Genomic DNA, 16,822 nt, shown 5'->3' on the forward strand with positions numbered 1-16,822 from the left:
GAAACAAAGTTTAAATCAAACAGGGCATTGTGAATGAACTTTAAATCGATCGCAAAAACCAATCTACTATTCGGCAGCCTGATAATTAGCCTCGGATTGCAAGCACTTCCAGCCACAGCGCAAGCAGTCACCGACGCGCAAGTTTCCGCCCTCGTAGAAGCGCTGCGACAAGCCGCCCCGCCACAAGCCGCAAATGACGGAATGTACAGTCAGTGGCAAGTTTTACCGAACAATATTTCCCGCTGGGCAAAATTCTGTACCAAACAAGATTTAACACCCCAACAATTTGAGGCCGACGCGACAAAAGCCAAATCAATTGTTACCTGTATAGTGGGCGATTTGCTGCGCGACGAATACAAAGCTAGCAGCAACAATGAATTAACCGCTGTACGCCGCGCCGCTTGCTGGTGGATGACTGGGGACTCCGCAGCTTGTAAAAGTGGCGCAACTGCTACTTATGCGGATAAAGTTGTCAAAGTTTACCAGCAGCAGCGACCTAAAAAGTAAAGTTTGTGCTGGCGGTAACTAGATTTTTTAGGTTTGTAGTGAGGACTTCAGTCCTTCCTCCGAGTCATATCGTTTCCCGTTGTATCGGAATGATTTAACCGCAGAGAACGCAGAGAACACAGAGGGAGATAAGAGAGATGAATAATTCTGATGAAGAGTGGATTTGATATCAATTAGGACTAATACCAATTTAATGTGAAGTTGCACATATCTCGATCCCCCTAAATCCCCCTTAAGAAGGGGAGTAGGGGTTGACTTTGATCGGAATCTTGTCCCCCCTTATTAAGGGGGGCTAGGGGGGATCGGATTCTACGGGGCCTCATAAAAAATTGGTATAAAGTCCTTACTACAAACAAAATTATCAGTTTGTAAGCTAACCTTACGGTTTTTCTGCCTGACTTCTCATCAACTTTTGCACGCTCCCCAAAGCCCGATTTAATTCGTAACTCTTTCTTTCCGAATTCTGCAAAAAAGCCTGCTGTTCTTCTTCAATCATTAACACATCCTGCCGCACCAAACCATCTAATAACTTTTGAGCAGCACCGAACAAACTATCTTTAATAAACCTGCGAAACCAAACAGGCAATTTGTGCAGCCGCCAAAACGCATTTAATGAGGTAAAATGAATTAAATAAGCGCGAGTTGCCGTCTCGCTCACCGGACAAACCAAGCAGTAAATCTTAAAATCGCTCCCCAAAGTTGAAACCCAGTGCGGGTAAACATAACTCACATCCAGGGGTTCCGGGTGCAGTCGGCGCAGAGATTTAAAAAACAACTGGGAAATTGACCATATTTTATCTATTTTGTAATAACTTTGTGCCTGATAGCAAGCTGTTACTTGATGCTCGTCTTCTGTTAAAGTATCTAATACTGGATTTGCCCAAGCTTGCAAGTCTTCGTGCAAATGTCCGTGGTACATATCCATCAAGTTTTCAATTAAAAATGAATAGTGGGCATGACAGTCGATGACTGAAACTGTGGCAATATAATTGAGATGTTCCCACTCTGGTAAGTCTAATAAATCTATTTTTTGGGCTTGGGTTGCATCGCCGGGAAACAGCCAGATAAAACCGTTTTGTTCTTGGACTGGATAGGAGCGAATTTTGCAGTTAGGTAGTTTTTGATTTTCTGCTAAATAATCGACTTCGGCGCATTCTCCGCTGGCATTTAACCGCCATCCGTGGTAAGCACATTCGATTAAATTGCCTTTAACTTGGCCGTGGCTAAGTTTAACTTGTCGGTGCGGACATCTATCTTCTAAAGCGTTGATTTTGCCTGCACTGTCGCGGAAAAGCACGATCGCCCGATGCCACAATATCACGGGTAGTGGCTGACTCTGTACCTCTGTGCTGCGGGCGACTGCATACCATTGCTCCAAATTAATGCTCAACTCGCGGATGTGACTATTTTTTTCCCGCGCAGATACTGATTTTATCCCGTTGTTTTGCATTACAAATTTTCCCAAATCACGCCCATCAAACAATCCAATCTTACAAAATAACAGCCGGGAAAGCAACGACCGTACATTTTTTTAAATCTCGCTTCTGATAAATACCTGTTGCTGGCTAAATGCTTCAACCAGCTTGGCGACAATCTAAATTTTAATAATCTTGAAGCCTTGCGAAATCCGTATTTGGAACAGTCGGGCATAAAATCTCTCACGGCACCTAATATATAGCTTATCTTAGCAGGTCTTTCGACTCCAGAAATGTCATCTAAAAAGACAATTTTTCCCTGCTGATTCAACAGTTTCTTAATTAATGATAGAGTGGCGGGGAGATTGGATAAATGGTGAAAAGTGGTGTCACTAACTATTAAATCAAATTTGCGACCGAGCGCTAATTGATTCGCATCCATTTGGATATATTCGATATTGGGCGCTGAGCGTTTTTGATTGGCAATATCCAGCATTTTTGCTGAAATATCGACGGCTACGACATTATCGTAATACTTGGCTAATTCAAAAGCCAAAATTCCAGAACCGCAGCCAATATCTAATGCTGCACCTTTGCTGGTAGATAGGTTTTTAGTAAAAAAATTGTTTTTACTTTGCAAGGTGGCTGCGAAATCGTATTCAGTTGCAAAAGCATCAAACATTACAGATTTATTACGAATTTTCCAGTTACTATTGGGCATCTATTATGGCTTTATACTCATTCAATATTTTAACCACAGATGCACCCATATTGACACCGATAATTTTTTTGTTCGCAAGCTATGCCTTTTTTTAAATCGGCGAAACCACACCTACAAACCGTAATTCATCTGAATTTCTACTAAGATTGCTAACCAAGTCAGAAAGGCGATCGCTCCTAATCCTCCTAAAAGAGCTAAAAGTAGCGCCAAAAAAGCCGCAGCTTAGTTGTGCAGGACTGCATATCGGGCGATCGGGTTTATCCTCATCTTGGCGCGAGGTGGTATAGTAAATTGCACCGATCCCAACCCACCACAGGGGTACGAATAGCAAGATATATTTTGCGACTAAATTCCACACTACGAACCCATTTTATTAAGGTTCGTAGTGAGGACTTTAGTCCTTCTATGGATGCGGAATAAAGTCCTCACTACAAACCCGTTTTTGTCCCTGCAGACACTATCTAAAATCCGCCCCGCTGCAAACCTTAGATTTTCAGCACGCCTTCTGGATTAACCGTCAAGAGCGATCGCCTCTGCAAACCTTCCTGATATAAGATAGCATTAGCTGCCAATAAACCGCTGCTCACAGCCCTTTCCATTAAACCGCAAGGAAACGGCATTTTTACCCAATCTCCGGCAAACAAAAGATTGGGTACAGCGCAGCTAGTGTCTGGCCGTTCCGCATAACTACCGGGCGGATAACCGGAGAAATTCTTTTGATTTACCAATTCCCGGTGCAGCAGAGTCGCCGCTTTTAATTCCGGTACAATTTCATACAATTCTTCCTCGAAAGTAGCGAGCAAAACTTCCTGGTTGGGAAATTCTTTCTCCTTGTAACAGTAAGCGTGCAGTTCCACTACGCTACCGCCAGTTTTCTGATGCCACTCGATGAATTGATCTTGAATTTTGTGGTAAAGTGTGATGCTGTCAGTCAGTTTGTAGCCGGAAAGCGAACTAAAATTGCTGTGTTCCCAGGGAAAATCGCGATCGAACCAAAAACGGCCCACCGCAAACGGATCGGCTATTTTCAAGCCCTCGATTCGGCTCTGCACCTGCTGATTTACCTCACCGCTAGCTAAACTAAACAAATGCTGCATCCCAGGAACATCGGCAGCAAAAACATAGTAATCAGCCTGCAATGTTTCTCCCAATTTTTGCGGTTGTGATTTGTTTACTGCTGCTGCCAACTGTACCTCATCTGCTTTTTTATCGACGACCTTAAATCTGGGTAAATCCCGCTGAGCAGGCCCGCTCACAACTCGTCCCTCAGCATCAAAAACTGCTCCGTGACAGGGACAGTGAAATTGACCGTCGTTTTGTTTCTGAACAGTGCAGCCTTGGTGAGTGCAGCTTAGAGAAATTGCTTCTTTTCCTCCAGGGGTGCTGGCAAATACGCTGTCTCCCGCGCCGAAATATTCTGTAGAGTTACTGTCAGTTAACAAGGCGTTTCGTTTTACCCAAAAAGGCACTTTACTTTGCACGTCTCCCGACTGATAACTCAGAGAATCAATCCTGCCGTTTTCCCAGTGAATATTGCTAACTGCGACATCTGTTAATACTTTGCCGCCTTTGCTTTCAATTGCTCTGGCAATAGGCTGTACCAAACTTGTACCCATATCTTGCCGCGTGCCGTTGAAGGCCAAACCTTCGGGATTTCCGAAAAAGTAAAAGTGGAAAAATTGCATTAATTCTCCGACGCTCAATTTGTCGGGAGCGTTGAGGCTGGATTTGGCAAAAGGCAAAAAATACAAGTCGTAAAGTCCGCGCGGAAATTCACCTTTTACCCAATCAGCAACTGATATATTGTCGAGGCGATCAAAAGTTTTTTGCGTTTGAAAGCCGCCAATTTCTCGAAACACTTCCCAGTGAGCGGGTTTTGTCAGGTTGATTCCCCACTTGAGACGGTTGGGAGAAGATATCGCCAGGTCAACTATATTCCAGGGGAAAGCTGAATGGTTGGGACGGAAAACTTCTGGTTTGTATTTACCGTCTCTAAACAGGACGGCGTAGGATTCTAAAGATACAAAATTATCGGTAATTTCTAATTCTTCAACTACACTTTTGAGGTTGTAGTATTGCGGGAAAAAACCGTGGAAACCGTGTTCCATCATAAAAGTTTCGTTCCCGACTTGTATCGGCCAACTAGCTATTTTGCCTCCGAGTTGGGGCGATTTTTCTAGTAGCGTCACCGCGAAACCTCGCTGACACAGTTCGTAAGCGCAGGCGAGCCCGGCTAAGCCGCCTCCGACAACTGCTACGGTTTTGCGGTTATTCAGCATTCGCGGTAAGTCAAGAGAATCTTGACCAAAAACGGCGGGTTCTGGCTTGGAAAATCGAGAGTAGCCCAGCAGCCCGCCGGTGGCACCGACTCCGAGGATTTTGAGGGCGGTTCTTCGAGAAATTGGTTGGGATTGTGGTGGATTGGTTGATTGACTCATCAGCGATACGCGATAACGGGCTTTAAACACAAGGACGCCATAAGGCATAATCATAGACCCAAATCAGGCTATGTGAAGAAATACTAAGAGATATCCCCCGATCGGATCGCCTTTGACACGCCCAAAAACCCATACCCTGCCACGTACTCCTGCGGTGGTTCCAAATTTTAGACAGAAGTTGAAGCTTCCAGATTTAATGCTGCAAGTAAATCTCTGATGCTTCAATTCTTGAATCTAAAATCGAGTGACTGTTGACTGTTATTTGTTATTTGTTGTTTGTTGTTTGTTATTTGTTATCTGTTATTTGTTATCTGTTGTCTGTTGACTGTTATTTGTTAACTGTTAAATGTTGACTGTTATCTGTTAAGTGTTGACTTAGAAGGGTTAAAAAAACCAAGTTTGGCCAGAATTATTTCCTTGTTCCGAGAGTCCGACAGGGGTTTTTAACCTTTGTTTCATAGCGAAACTCCTCTTTTATAGGACTAAAATTACTCGCAGTTTCTGTCAGATTTCACAGTCGGTTTTAACTGAAATGTTGCACCATTCTCAATTACTTGTTTGGGAACAGGCCGGAGAGCCTGTTCCGCAAGAAAATTAATCTTTTGTGGAACAAGCCGGAGAGCCCGTTATTAACTATTGTGCAATATGTGAGTTTTAACCTATTTTTGCTATAATGCGGGGGGTTCAACCCCTGTAGGACTGTCGGTAAAACGCGCGGTATAGTTGACAGCAATATCCTATAAAATAAGCCTTGTCCGCATAAAAAACCTCTCAACAAGCCGCAAAGAATGAAGACAAAAAAGTATAAAAGTTGGTTGATATTAGCAGGATTTACAGCATTTTTATGCTGCTTGCAAGTGCCTATTTCTGCTAGGATTGCAGGTGCGATCACCCCTCAAACCAACAGCCAACTCACCGCCGCCCAAAATCTCCAATCAGCCGGACTTTACCGCCAAGCTTGCAATAGTTTGCTCCCTGTTTTAGAAATTGGTAATTTCAACTGCCAAAGCTTGATCGACAATCAACTATCTCCGACAGAAAAAGCGACAGTTGAAAACTTGGCAGACACGGAACTCAGCGCATCGGGATTGAGAACTTTAGGCGATGTACTGCGCGTCACGGGTGCTTTGAAAACTTCCGCAATCATGTTAAACCGCAGTTTAGAAATTGCCCAAAATTTGCAGTTAAATGAAGCTATCAGCGCCGCTTATCTCAGTTTGGGAAATCTCCAGCGAGCGATCGCCAAACGGCAAGAAGATATCCGCAAGGATGCTAAGGTTAATTATGCCCAAGCTTTGGAATTTTACGAAAGGGCGATCGCCCTTGCTGCCCAAACCGAACAATTGCAAGCTAAATTAAGTAAACTGAGCCTGCTTGTGGAAACTCAACCATACTCAGATATCAGCAATTTGTGGCAAGAAATCCAGTCAAAAGTTGACAATTTGCCCGTCACCACTGAATCCATCTATGCCCGCATCGACTTTGCCGAAAGCCTGACTTGTTTGAAAGTGCAAACAATGGAGCGATCGCACATCGAGAAAATCTTACTACCTTTGTCGCCTGCAGTCCAACACTGTGCTGTCGCAGCCAAAAGTCAAACCCTAGGAAACCCAGAATTAATTTATGTTGCGAAACTATTGGCATCCGCAGCAAAAGATGCTACAAAATTAGGCGATTTGCGAGCAGAATCCTACGCCAAAGGCAGTCTCGGCGAATTGTACGAAATCACCGGACAATTATCCGATGCCAAACAATTAACCACGGAAGCTTTAGGCATTGCACAGTCAATTCAGGCGGCGGATATTGCCTATCGGTGGCAGTGGCAATTAGGCAGATTGACGGTGAAAAGTAAGGGAGACAAAAAAAGTGCGATCGCAGCTTATCAAGCATCAGTTCAAACCCTCCAATCTTTACGCAAAGATTTAATTGCCGTCAATCCCGACGTGCAGTTTTCCTTCCGAGATAATGCCGAACCAGTTTACCGCCAACTCGTAGATTTACTCGTGACAACTGAGGGAAACACTCAACCAAATCAAGCAAATTTAGAACAAGCAATCCAACAGATTGACGCACTTCAACTAGCCGAAATTGAAAACTTTTTGCGGTGCAGTTTATCTCCTACCGTTGCCATCAATCAAATACCCGATCCTGAAGCTACACTAATTTATCCAATTATCTTAGAAGACAAAATAGCACTAATTTTTGAAGTAGCAGGAAAGCCCCTGACATATCGTGAAACTCCTGTAGCCCGAAAAAAAGTAGAAACTACCCTGCAACAACTCCGCAAGAATTTGCAAACACCGGGCAATAATCCTGAAGTAATAGCGGATGCCAAAAAAGTGTACCAATGGTTGATCGCACCGCTGAAACCCGAACTCGACAAAAATCCTCAAATTGAAACATTAGTATTTGTCCTCGATGGCGATTTGCGGAACATCCCGATGGCGGTACTTTACGATGAAAAAACCGAGCAATATTTAGTACAAGATAAATATGCGATCGCCATTTCGCCACAACTCACACTTTTTGCACCTCAACCGCTACAACAAAAACTCAAAGTCTTCGTCGGCGGCATCGGTCAATCACAAAACATTGACGGCAAACAGTTTGAAACAATCCAAAAATTAAAGGAAGAATTAGAAGGAATTAGCCAAAAAGTTCCCGCCAGTCAACCCCTGCTTGAGGCAAATTTCACCAAAGCCAATATTCAAAATAAGCTCCAAACAGGCAACTTTTCAGCAATACACCTAAAAACTCACGGCGAATTCAGTTCAGACCCAGATGAAACCTATATTGTGGCTTACCAAAAACTCCTGAAAGGTCAAGATATCGCTAATTTAATCGAAACCGAAACTCCGCAGCAGCAAACTAATATTGAATTGCTTGTTTTGAGTGCTTGTCAAACTGCATCGGGAGATAATAGAGCAGTTTTAGGACTTGCGGGAATAGCGGTACGTGCGGGGGCGCGCAGCACTTTATCAACTTTGTGGGAAGCGCAGGATGCACCAAATACGGAACTGATGTTACGGTTTTATGAGGAACTGTCGAAACCCGGAATGACTAGGGCAAAAGCGCTGCATTTTGCACAAAAGTCTCTGTTGGAAAGATATGAGCCGGCGAATATTTGGGCGACATATATTTTAGTTGGCAATTGGTTGTAAATTGACAGGTTTGTAGTGCGGACGGTCGTCCGCACTACAAACCGTTTTTGTTACGGTAATCGACTAGACATCATATTAGTCGATCGCCCGTTAGCCTAAGCCTCGCGCAATTTGCGATCGTCCCGCGCCCCATTGCGAAGTTTTGGAGTTGCCATCCGCAATACAAAATCTAGCAGCCAAGGGGCAATTCGGTGACACAAAACTGCTAGATGACTTTGGTATCCCACCAAGATTTCCGGCGCATCTTTGTGCAATCCCGCCACAAGCGCTAGGGCAACTTTTTCGGGAGTTGTGGGCACTACCCACCGGAATTGTTCCAAATCTCGCACCATGTCGGTATCTGTGAGAGATGGCAATAAAGCTGTGACTCGAACATTGTACTGAGTTAACTCGCTACGCAAGGCTTGGGTGAATCCCAAAATTGCAAATTTTGTAGCAGAATACGTCGCCATTGTCGGAGCCGCAATTTTGCCCATCAAGCTCGAAACATTGACAATTGTTCCCTCTTTTTGCGCCGCCATTCGCTTCGCTATTAAGCGGGTAATTGTGTAGGTTCCGAGCAAATTTAAGGCGATTTCTTCCTCGATTAACGGTAGCGGGGCACGCAAGAATGATGCTTGGTGCGCTACGCCCGCACAGTTGACTAGCAGGTGAATTGGGCCGCAATCGCGCCAAGCTTGGGCGATCGCAATATTCACCGCTACTGACTGAGTTAAATCCAAAGCTAACGGCACTATTTCTGTACCAAAAACATCGATTTCCTCTGCCAGTTCAATTAATTGCCGGCGGTTGCGCGCTACTATTACCAAGCGCTTGATTCCTTGTCGCGCTAATTCCAGAGCGATCGATCGCCCAATTCCGCGCGAAGCTCCTGTCACTAGAGCTGTTTTTCCTTGAAGTTGCATACATTAAACCCTCTGGATTTGAAGTGATCGCCGCGCGCGGAGTTACAAGTTGCGAGTTATGAATTTTGTGGAGTTAATTCAAAACTTTTGAATCGCCAACACGCGCGCGATTTAAACTCAACTAAACTGTGACTTATGCAAAAAATCCTTCGATGTGGTATTGCTGTAAGGTGCTTGTGGGCGAACCGTACAAACAGAGTTTTTGCATAAGTCCTCTAAACTTTTGGTTGGCAGAAATTTGCTAGAAATTTGCCAGAAATTTGCCAGAAATTTGCCAGAAATTTGCCAGAAATCTGGCTGCTATACCTTACTCAAGCAGATAAACTTGAGATTGTAAAACAAGGTAAGAAATCTTACCGAATTTGGTTGGCTTAATTCCCCTGTTTGGTTAGTCAGCGCAGGCGGACTTTGTTTGTGCAGCCGCGAATTATATTCGCCGGGGATTTTTGAGCAATATAGAGCATCAATCACATACCTCCTAGATATGAGTTTTTCGCTTCTACACACACCTTAACAACTTGACAGAAAAGTGGCAACAATTTTTAATAAATCTTCCGCAACACTTCTTTACAATTTTCTCATCAGGCGGATTTCCAAGTACCGTGAAAGCTCAAAGGTATGACACCGGGCAATTCTAGCTGACAAATAGGAGCGCTGTTTAGTCCGTCGCTGTCAAATATCCAGACTTCGCTGCTATCAGAATTCCCATCATAAACAACTGTCAAAATCCAACCTTTCTCCGAGGAAATATCTGGAACGTAGATGGGTTCTGTGGGATAGCGATTTTCGCCGCAATCGGCAATTGTGAGATTTCGGGTTTGTGTGTCCAAACGGGCGATCGCCCCGTAACGTTCCGCTACAATATCAACATCAGACCGATATATTGCCAGATAAATATACCGCGAGTCTTGACCAATTTCGTAAGCAGGTACAACCGGAAACTCGCAAGCTTGATCCAGCAATTGTTCGGCTGCTATCACCTCGGCAGTTTCAGGATTTAAACATACCCGCCACAGAGAACCTTCCGCGTCAGTGCGAGTTTCACCTGTCGGTACTTCTTTCAGTCGCTGATTAGTTTGAAAGTCAGCGAAACGCACAAAATCTACCGCCACCGAACCATCTTCCTTGACAAAACCGTTAGCAAAGTGCCACTGAAACCAAGCATCAGTTTCGCCACAACTAACCAAAGACAGAGTTTCCGAATCAATAACTAATATCTGCGTTTTTAACTCCGGTTTCCAGTCAAAAGAGTCGCCATAACTACTAATTCCAGCTAACACTGGCAAAACATTGAGTCGCATCGGCGGCACAAAAAATATTAGATACTTTCCCGCCAAAACAAAATCGTGTACGAGAGAAATCCCCTTTAAAGGAATAGTTGCTTTTTGCACAATTTTGCCCGTGCAATCGCTTTTATACAAATTCAACTTGGGACTCGCACTGCTGGTAATTCCAAAGTTAAAAATATTGCCAGTAATCGGGTCGCGCTTGCAGTGAGCTGAATAAGAAAATTTACTATCTAAATTGCCTAAATTGTCGATTCCTTTAGTTTCCAGAGTTTGCAAATCTAGGCTGTGAGGCGGGCCACCTTCCCATAATGCCAAAAGGCGATCGGGCAAAGCTAAAACTGAAGTATTGGCAGCATTTTTAACAGATTTAGTCCACCGCAACCACGCAGGCCCCGGTGCTGTCATGCCATAATTAGTATAGATAAATCTATTAGCTTTTTCTTCAGCTAAATATCCCGCTGTTTGCACGTAGCGATAAACAGCAGTAGCACCTACATCAGTAAAATGTACTGCCAAAATTGCACCGTCGCCATCAAACCAGTGTCCCGCAGTCATGCCGCCGCGTTCCAAACGTCCAGGCCCGTTGCGATAGAGACTGCCGCGCAATCCGTCGGGAATTTTACCGCTTTTAACCGATAGCTGAGTCAACGGAAACTCCGCAGCCGGAGTGGCTAAAGCTTTAGCCCAGGATTTTTTAGCTGAGATGTTAGTGTCTGTTTTCATGTTAAACTGGCAATTTTTAACTGGGCTGGCAGCAATTTCAATATACAATTATATAGCCTTTCAAGCTCTCATAGGAGGTACTGTGCGGCATAGGCCAAACCGGGCATAGGGCATAAGGCATACCTCACAACGCGATCGAACCGCTATAGCAGAAGTTATCTATAGCCGTTCTCAAGCGAGTCAAGTATTCACCAATTAATTAACAATTCCTCAAATATAAAATTTAAAACTCGTACTGAGCGAAGCCGAAGTATCTAAAATTTCACTTAATTGAAAAATGGTATAACATTTATGACTCTCCCCCGCCGCTATCTGCTCAAAACTTTTGGGTTGACTGCTATTGGCACGATACTTTTGCCTATCGCCCAAAACAACATTTTACCCCAAACAATTATTAAGCCTCCCCGCCTGCAAGTCGGTGATACAGTTGCTTTAATCAATCCTGCCGCTTTCAGTTACGAAAAAGAAATCCAGGATTTTTTTAAAGTATTGGATAACCTGGGTTTAAAAGTTAAACTGGGAAAGCATTTTTACGATCGCTACGGCTATTTAGCAGGGAAGGATGCCGATCGCGCCGCCGATGTCAACAGCGCCTTTGCCGATAACTCAGTGCAAGCTATTTTTACCGGGATGGGCGGCTGGGGCTGCAACCGAATTTTGCCGCTCCTAGATTACAACATTATCCGCAACAATCCCAAAATAATTATGGGATTCAGCGATATTACAGCACTTTTATTAGCGATTCATGCTAAAACTAATATAGTTACTTTTCACGGCCCTTTAGGTGTCTCAAGTTGGAGTCCCTTTACAGTAAATTACGTCAAAAAAGTTTTGTTTGACGGAGGTGCTGTCACCATGCAAAACTCCCAAAGCGTGCAAGTTCAAGTTATCCGGCGCGGCACAGCTAGGGGAAAACTAATCGGCGGCAATTTATCAGTAATTGCAGCAATGGTAGGCTCTACTTATTTGCCGGAATGGGAAAATAGTATTTTGTTTGTCGAGGAAGTGGGCGAAGAAGTTTATCGAATCGATCGAATGTTAACGCAGCTTAAATTAGCGGGCATTCTAGATAAAATATCCGGTTTTATTTTCGGACAGTGTACCAAGTGCGAAGCTGAAAAACCGCAAGAGTCCTTAACCTTAGATCAAGTGTTGACGGATCTGATTCGCCCCTTGAATATTCCCGCGTGGTACGGTTCCATGACAGGACACATTCGGGATAAGTTCACTTTGCCGATCGGCAAAGAAGTCGAAATCGATGCAAATTCTGGTACAATCAAATTATTAGAATCCGCTGTCAATTAAATAGTGAAATATTTTCGCTCTTGCCGAGGCAGAGCCTCTGGATCTGCGTTCCCAGGCAGAGCCAGGGAACGAGAAACAACGAGCCAATATTCAAACACAAAATCCGAAATATCGTCGTGAAAAAAGCCGCACAGTTGATTAAACCATTAACAGTAATAATCCTGACAATTATTTGCCTGTTCTCCCAGACTGCTTGCACCGCAGCACAAGCAAATAAAATTGTCGGCAGCGACACCATTTATCAGCAGCGAACCGTCCACAATCCCGACGGTATAGGCAAATTTTACATGGGTCGAGAAATTGCCCAAGTCATGGGATATGAAGGCGCTGGTTGGCTGGAAAGACCATCTCGCGGCATGGAAGAAAAATCCGCTCGATTAGTCAACAATCTCGATTTAAAACCAACTGATATTGTAGCAGACATTGGAGCCGGAACCGGGTATTTTAGCTTTCGCATCGCTGCCCTAGTTCCCGAAGGAAAGGTTTTCGCCGTTGACGTGCAGCCGGAAATGATTAATTTTCTTGAGTTGAACAAAAAAGAAAAAAATATTACTAATGTTGAGCCAGTTTTGGGCAGTCTTGACAATCCGAATTTGCCGGAAAATAGCGTGGATTTAGTTGTGATGGTGGATGCTTATCACGAGTTTGCATATCCCAGAGAAATGATGGAAGGAATTGTCAAAGCACTCAAGCCGGGAGGGCGCGCGGTATCGATCGAGTATCGGGGCGAAAATCCAATGATTCCCATTAAAGGCTTGCACAAAATGACCCAAAAACAGGTAAAAAAAGAAATGGCCGCCGTCGGTTTAGTATGGAAAGAGACAAAAGATATGTTACCCCAGCAGCATTTAATGGTGTTTGAGAAACAATCTCAAGTTTAGTAACAAAAAATACCAATTGTTTACCATATTTTCTAAGTTTTGTCAAGGGACATAAACCGTATTAATTTGAACGAGCGATCGCCAAAAAAAACTCATCTCAGTTTCACAAAAAAATGTTACCGCTCCTCTTAGCTCCAAACCCTTAGAGCATAAGTCATTCCCCATCAAAAATATCAAATCAGCAATCAAAAATGGTATAAGCCTTAAGTAAGCATTAAGATAGGGATTGCACTCAAAATGTCAATTTACAATTAAAAATTGACAACCCAGAGTTGCTTCCCTAATTGTTCAAGCGAAGAAGTGTCGCTACTACTAAGGTATCAGCGTGAACATTCCAAGTTCCATCATCACCATGCTCGCCGGTATCGGAGTGACTCTGATCAGTCTCTGGTACGGGCAGAATCATGGTTTAATGCCGATCGCCGCTTCTGAGGAGGCCTCCCAGGTAGACGGACTCTTCAACACAATGATGACCATTTCCACCGGACTATTTATCATGGTTCAGGGACTGCTGATCGTTGCTGCAATTAAATACCGCCGCCGTAAAGGAGACAACACAGACGGCCCGCCTTGGCATGATAACTTTCCTTTAGAAATTCTATGGACAGCCTTGCCAGCGGTGATAATTTTAGGAATCGGAGTCTACAGTTTTGAGATTTACAACTCAATGGGAGGCCTCGATCCGATGGGCAATCATGACCACGGCACCATGCAATCGCAATCTCAAATGCGCGGAAGTGCGATCGCGGCCACACTGTCAGATACACCCCAAAACGCCCCTAAAATTCCCTCTCAAAAGCTCGTTGCTCTTGGCGTTGGCGCATCCCCAAAAAATGAAAATAAAGCACCAGACTTAATTGTAAACGTCATGGGTTTGCAGTATGCCTGGATTTTTAGCTATCCAGAAAGCGGTGTCAGTTCCGGCGAACTGCATATGCCAGCCAACCGCGACGTGCAGCTAAATATTGCAGCTCAAGACGTGCTGCACGCATTTTGGATGCCGGAATTTCGCCTCAAACAAGATGCAATTCCCGGCAGGCCGAGCGAACTGAGATTTACAGCAAATAAAGTCGGCGAATACCGGATTGTTTGTGCAGAATTGTGCGGCGCTTATCACGGAGCGATGAAAGCTTTAGCATTCGTTCACACCCCCGAAGACTTCGATAATTGGGTCAAGGAACAGCAAATTGCTAGCACTCAAAACTTAGAGGAAGCAATAGCAATTAATCCTGGGGAAATGTCAGACGGAGAATTTTTAGCTCCCTACGTCAGGGAAATAAAAATTAATCCAGAAACCCTAGAAAAACTTCACCCAAACCATCACTAAAAATAGTCCGTACCTTCATCTAAAAGGTTCGTAGTAAGGACTTTAGTCCGGCTCAAGATTGCAATGACTAAAATCCTTACTGCAAAAATTGTCGTAGTAAGGACTTTAGTCCGGCTCCCAAGGGTAGAAAAAACTGAAAAAGTTACTACAAACTAAGATTGAAGTTTTCACGGCAAACTAGGAAGCCTTTATATTGTTCTTATGACACAAGCACAGTTCCAAGAAACTGCCAACCTTGAGGCTCGCGGCACAGCGCCGGCCGACAGACATTGGCGAGATTACTTCGGTTTTAGTACCGACCACAAAGTAATCGGTATTCAATACCTAGTTACAACATTTTGTTTCTATCTAATCGGCGGCGTGATGGCGACAATAGTGCGAACCGAACTCGCCACCCCCGATAGCGATTTTGTCACCCCCGAACTCTACAACAGTTTATTTACCGTTCACGCCACGGTGATGATCTTCCTGTGGATCGTACCAGCCGGAGCTGGATTTGCTAACTTTTTGATCCCCTTAATGATTGGGGCAAAAGACATGGCATTTCCTAGGCTGAATGCGGTTGCCTTTTGGTTAATTCCAGTAGGCGGCGTATTGCTGCTGAGCAGTTTTTTGGTGGGAGCTCCGCAGGCTGGTTGGACTTCCTATCCGCCTTTGAGCTTAGTTACTGCTCAAGCCGGAGAAGAAATTTGGATTCTCAGCGTCTTGATTCTCGGAACTTCTTCGATTTTGGGAGCTGTGAATTTTGCCGTTACCATCTTCACGATGCGGGTTCCGAGCATGAGTCTCAATGAAATGCCTTTGTTTTGCTGGGCAATGATTGCGACGGCAGCGCTGACTTTAATTGCTACTCCAGTGTTAGCTTCAGCTTTGATTTTGCTGTCGTTTGACTTGTTAGCGGGGACGGCATTTTTTAACCCGACAGGTAACGGCGATCCCATTGTCTACCAGCATTTATTCTGGTTTTATTCGCACCCGGCAGTTTACATTATGATCATGCCCTTTTTCGGGGTGATTTCAGAAGTTTTGCCGGTGCATTCGCGCAAGCCAATTTTTGGTTATTTGGCGATCGCCTATTCCAGTCTCGCGATCAGCTTTTTGGGCTTAATCGTGTGGGCGCACCATATGTTTACCAGTGGCACTCCTGGCTGGCTGCGGATGTTTTTCATGATCACAACTATGATCATCGCCGTGCCCACTGGGATTAAAATATTTAGCTGGTTGGCCACTATTTGGGGAGGAAAACTCCGCCTAGTTAGCGCCATGCTATTTGGGATGGGTTTTATCTCAACATTCGTCCTCGGCGGCATCACCGGGATCATGGTAGCTTCCGTACCTTTTGACATTCACGTTCACGATACTTATTTTATCGTCGCTCACTTACATTACGTGCTGTTTGGCGGCTCAGTGTTTGGAATTTACGCTGCTTTTTACCACTGGTTCCCCAAAATGACTGGGCGGATGCTTAACGAATTTTGGGGTAGAGTTCACTTTGTTTTAACTTATGTGGGCTTCACTGTAACTTTCTTGCCGATGCACGCTTTGGGGATGCAAGGAATGCCCCGGCGGGTGGCAATGTACGACCCGAAATTTACCACGATTAATGTCATTTGTACTGTGGGCGCTTATATGCTGGCAGTCTCTACAATCCCGTTTATTGTTAACGTGATTTGGAGCTGGAGATATGGCCCGAAAGCAGGTGACAATCCTTGGCAAGCTTTGAGTTTGGAATGGATGACGACTTCGCCACCGCCGATCGAAAATTTTGAAGGAGTGCCGGTATTAGCAACCGGGCCTTACGATTACGGCATGGAAAAAATTCAGCATACTGGGGAGCGTCTCAGGCTGAAGTTGAGGGAAAATGCCACCCGCAGCGCCAAGAAAGAAGGTATTCCGATTGCAGAGGCTCAAGCTTCAACTTTCTTTGGCGGTACTGCAACTTTAGTCGCTCCTGAATCAGAAATAAAAGCTGATTCTCCTGCGGATGAAAGTCAAGATGACAATTAGTCATCAGTCATTAGTTATTGGGAATTGGGAATTGGGAATTGGGAATTGGGAATTGCTAATTAGTTATTATAACCAACAACTAACAACCAACAACTAACCGATGACTGATGACTGCTAAGTAAGAAGGGCGGGCACAGGGGCAC

12 protein-coding genes are annotated in these 16,822 nt (G+C 44.4%); 6 read left to right on the plus strand and 6 right to left on the minus strand.

What is annotated here, in order from left to right:
• Positions 1–33 precede the first annotated feature (33 nt).
• Positions 34–507: a hypothetical protein gene (locus tag QUA01_RS13145; RefSeq protein WP_333090049.1), complete on the plus strand. Its 474-nt coding sequence runs from the start codon at positions 34–36 to the stop codon at positions 505–507.
• A gap of 379 nt (positions 508–886) precedes the next feature.
• On the opposite strand, the gene QUA01_RS13150 is transcribed toward QUA01_RS13145, so the two are convergent.
• The 4 genes from QUA01_RS13150 to QUA01_RS13165 form a co-directional block, all read right to left on the minus strand.
• On the minus strand, positions 887–1,957 hold the full coding sequence (locus QUA01_RS13150; RefSeq protein ID WP_333090048.1) for an aromatic ring-hydroxylating dioxygenase subunit alpha: 1,071 nt from the start codon (positions 1,955–1,957) through the stop codon (positions 887–889).
• Positions 1,957–2,643, minus strand: coding sequence for a class I SAM-dependent methyltransferase (locus QUA01_RS13155; protein WP_333090045.1), 687 nt, complete (start codon positions 2,641–2,643; stop codon positions 1,957–1,959). Before QUA01_RS13155 ends, QUA01_RS13150 begins: the two co-directional genes overlap by 1 nt.
• Positions 2,644–2,734: 91 nt before the next feature.
• The gene (locus QUA01_RS13160; RefSeq protein WP_333090043.1) at positions 2,735–3,001 is read right to left on the minus strand and encodes a hypothetical protein; all 267 of its coding nucleotides are present in this window, start codon (positions 2,999–3,001) and stop codon (positions 2,735–2,737) included.
• A gap of 127 nt (positions 3,002–3,128) precedes the next feature.
• On the minus strand, positions 3,129–5,081 hold the full coding sequence (locus QUA01_RS13165) for an FAD-dependent oxidoreductase (RefSeq protein ID WP_333090042.1): 1,953 nt from the start codon (positions 5,079–5,081) through the stop codon (positions 3,129–3,131).
• A gap of 788 nt (positions 5,082–5,869) precedes the next feature.
• Here QUA01_RS13165 and QUA01_RS13170 point away from each other — a divergent pair.
• Complete coding sequence (locus QUA01_RS13170; protein WP_333090041.1) at positions 5,870–8,242, plus strand: CHAT domain-containing protein; 2,373 nt, start codon at positions 5,870–5,872, stop codon at positions 8,240–8,242.
• Positions 8,243–8,337: 95 nt separating this feature from the next.
• Here QUA01_RS13170 and QUA01_RS13175 read toward each other — a convergent pair whose 3' ends face one another.
• Positions 8,338–9,147, minus strand: a complete 810-nt coding sequence (locus QUA01_RS13175; RefSeq protein ID WP_194068224.1) for an SDR family NAD(P)-dependent oxidoreductase — start codon at positions 9,145–9,147, stop codon at positions 8,338–8,340.
• Between the two features lie 581 nt (positions 9,148–9,728).
• Positions 9,729–11,159, minus strand: coding sequence for a carotenoid oxygenase family protein (locus QUA01_RS13180; protein WP_333090039.1), 1,431 nt, complete (start codon positions 11,157–11,159; stop codon positions 9,729–9,731).
• 291 nt (positions 11,160–11,450) lie between these two features.
• On the opposite strand from QUA01_RS13180, the gene QUA01_RS13185 reads away from it, so the two are divergent.
• From QUA01_RS13185 to ctaD, 4 genes are all read left to right on the plus strand, one after another.
• A complete protein-coding gene (locus QUA01_RS13185; RefSeq protein ID WP_333090037.1) occupies positions 11,451–12,464 on the plus strand; it encodes a S66 peptidase family protein in 1,014 nt (337 codons plus the stop codon).
• A gap of 116 nt (positions 12,465–12,580) precedes the next feature.
• Complete coding sequence (locus tag QUA01_RS13190) at positions 12,581–13,345, plus strand: class I SAM-dependent methyltransferase (protein ID WP_194068228.1); 765 nt, start codon at positions 12,581–12,583, stop codon at positions 13,343–13,345.
• Positions 13,346–13,670: 325 nt separating this feature from the next.
• Entirely contained in the window at positions 13,671–14,672 is a 1,002-nt protein-coding gene (locus tag QUA01_RS13195) for a cytochrome c oxidase subunit II (protein WP_194068229.1), read from the plus strand.
• A 201-nt stretch (positions 14,673–14,873) separates the two neighbouring features.
• Positions 14,874–16,679, plus strand: a complete 1,806-nt coding sequence (gene ctaD / locus QUA01_RS13200; RefSeq protein ID WP_333090035.1) for a cytochrome c oxidase subunit I — start codon at positions 14,874–14,876, stop codon at positions 16,677–16,679.
• Positions 16,680–16,822 lie beyond the last annotated feature (143 nt).

The organism is Microcoleus sp. S36a_B3, assembly GCF_036700745.1.
Lineage (GTDB): Bacteria > Cyanobacteriota > Cyanobacteriia > Cyanobacteriales > Microcoleaceae > Microcoleus.